This window comes from Cellulomonas septica (assembly GCF_012396155.1).
Taxonomy (GTDB): domain Bacteria; phylum Actinomycetota; class Actinomycetes; order Actinomycetales; family Cellulomonadaceae; genus Cellulomonas; species Cellulomonas septica.
In genome coordinates, this window is the sequence record NZ_JAAXOY010000567.1 from 1 (window position 1) to 2,364 (window position 2,364).

3 protein-coding genes are annotated in these 2,364 nt (G+C 75.6%); 2 read left to right on the forward strand and 1 reads right to left on the reverse strand.

Translation table 11 applies throughout. The features are described 5' to 3' along the window. Positions 1 to 143: 143 nt before the first annotated feature. Together HGA02_RS16630 and HGA02_RS16635 are read left to right on the forward strand one after the other, a co-directional pair. On the forward strand, positions 144 to 854 hold the full coding sequence (locus tag HGA02_RS16630; protein WP_168680240.1) for a response regulator: 711 nt from the start codon (positions 144 to 146) through the stop codon (positions 852 to 854). Between the two features lie 122 nt (positions 855 to 976). Beyond that, a complete protein-coding gene (locus tag HGA02_RS16635; protein WP_343035553.1) occupies positions 977 to 1,537 on the forward strand; it encodes a GNAT family N-acetyltransferase in 561 nt (186 codons plus the stop codon). A gap of 32 nt (positions 1,538 to 1,569) precedes the next feature. On the opposite strand, the gene HGA02_RS16640 is transcribed toward HGA02_RS16635, so the two are convergent. Beyond that, entirely contained in the window at positions 1,570 to 2,364 is a 795-nt protein-coding gene (locus HGA02_RS16640; RefSeq protein ID WP_425483075.1) for an SDR family oxidoreductase, read from the reverse strand.

Genomic DNA, 2,364 nt, shown 5'->3' on the forward strand with positions numbered 1-2,364 from the left:
CTGGTCCACATGCGCGAGCGGGCGCGCGCGTGCGGCGGTCGCCTCGACGCCGGCCCCACCGCCGACGGCGGGTGGACGGTGCACGCGTCCTTCCCGACGGCGACGGCGGGCGGTCCCGACGTCGCCCTGACGGAGGCGGCGCGGTGACGGTGCGACTCGTCGTCGTCGACGACCAGCCGACGATCCGGCTCGGGCTGCGCATGATCCTCGAGCACGAGGACGACATGGTCGTGGTCGGGGAGGCCGGCACGGGCGACGACGCGGTCTGCGTGGTCCGGGCGACGCGCCCCGACGTCGTCCTCATGGACATCCGCATGCCCGACGGCAACGGCATCGACGCGGTCGCGGCGCTCGTCGCCGACCCGACGCTCCACGGCACCCGCACGATCATGCTCACGACGTTCCACGACGAGGAGTACGTCGTCGCGTCGCTGCGCGCGGGCGCGGACGGGTTCCTCCTCAAGGACGCGGACCCCGCCGAGCTGGTCGCCGCCGTGCGGCGCGTCCACGCGGGCGACTCGCTGCTCGACCCGTCGGTCACGCGGGACGTCGTCGCGCGGTACGTGCGGCTCGCGGAGGCCGCCGACGCGGTCCGGTCCCGTACCGCGTCACCGGCGGCGCGACAGGTGCTCGACCGGCTCACGCCGCGCGAGCGCGACGTGCTCGTGCACCTCGCGACCGGGGCCACGAACGCCGACGTCGCGACCGCGCTCGCGCTCACCGAGGCCACCGTCAAGAGCCACGTCAGCTCGATGCTCACCCGGCTCGGCCTCGCGACGCGCGTGCAGCTCGTGGTCGCCGCGTTCGACGCGGGCCTCGTCCGCCCGGCCGGCGACACGGCGGCCGACTCCTGAGCGTCCGGCCGGCTCGCACGGCGCACGCCGCCGGCCTCATCGACTCCGCCGCCGGAGGCGACCTGCGGGACCCGTCCGTGTGAGCGTGGGCAGGACCGGACGGCGCCCCCTACGGTCGAGCGGTGACCGACCTGCGCCACGTCCTGACCGCCCGCCTGCGCCTCGACGCCGTGCGCGTCGACGACACCGAGCCGGTGTTCGCGCTCAACGCCGACGCGCGGCTGTGGGAGCACCTGCCGTCCGGGCGGCACACGTCGACCGACCAGACCCGCACCCAGCTCGAGCGGTACGCCGCGGCGTGGGACGAGGACGGCCTGGGCTACTGGACCGCGCGCGACCGCGCGGACGACCGGGTGGTCGGCATCGGCGGCGTGACGCTGCGCGAGGGCACCGTGTGGAACGTGTACTACCGCTTCGCCGTCGACGCCCAGGGTCGCGGGCTCGCGCACGAGCTCGCGAGCGCCGCGCTCGACGCCGCCCGCGAGGTCCGGCCCGACGTCCCCGTCGTCGCGTACCTCCTCGAGCACAACGCGGCGTCCCGGCGCCTCGCCGAGCGTCTCGGGCTCACGCTCGTCTGGCGTGGCCCCGACGTGGGCAACCCCGACCCCGACGCGGTCCGGCTGGTGCTCGCGGACCGGCCGCTCGACGCGGACGCGCTCGCGGTGATGACGACGAGCCCGTGACGTCCGGCCGGGTCGCGGCTCACGCGACGCGCTCACACGACGAGCGACTGGCCCCCGTCGACGAACACCTCGGTGCCGGTGACGTGGCTCGCACCGTCGGACACCAGGTAGGCGACCGCGTCGGCGACCTGCGACGCCCGCCCGGGCTCGGACCCCGTGAGCGGGATCTCGCCGTCGGGGAACTCGACCGTCACGCCCAGGTGCTCGGTGTTCCGCTGCTCGGTGTTGTCGCCGATCTCGGTGTCGATCGCGCCCGGGCACACGACGTTGACGCGCACCCCGCGCGGCGCGAGCTCGACCGCGAGCATGCGCGCGAGCGCGACCTGCCCGGCCTTGCTCGTCGCGTAGGCGGACGCGCCCGAGTTGCTGAACGTGCGGGTGCCGTTGATGGACGAGACGACGACGACCGCACCGCCCTGCCGCACGAGCAGCGGGACCGTGTACCGCAGCGTGAGGAACGTGCCGGTGAGGTTCGTGCCGATCGTCGCGTCCCACTCCTCGGGCTCGATCTCGTCGACCGGCGCCCACACGCCGTTCACCCCGGCGTTCGCGACGACGACGTCGAGCCGGCCCAGCTCCTCCTCGACGCGCCGCACCACGTCCCGTACCGCCTCGGCGTCGGCGACGTCGGCCGCGACCGGCACCGCGGTCCCGCCGGCGTCGCGGATCTCCGCGGCGACCTCGTCGGCGCTCTCCTGCCGGTGCCCGAGCACCACGACCGTCATGCCGTCGGCCGCGAGCCGCAGCGCGCTCGCCCGGCCGATGCCCGACCCGGCGCCCGTCACGAGCGCCACCTTCTCCGCCGCCATCGCGCGTCCTCTCACCAC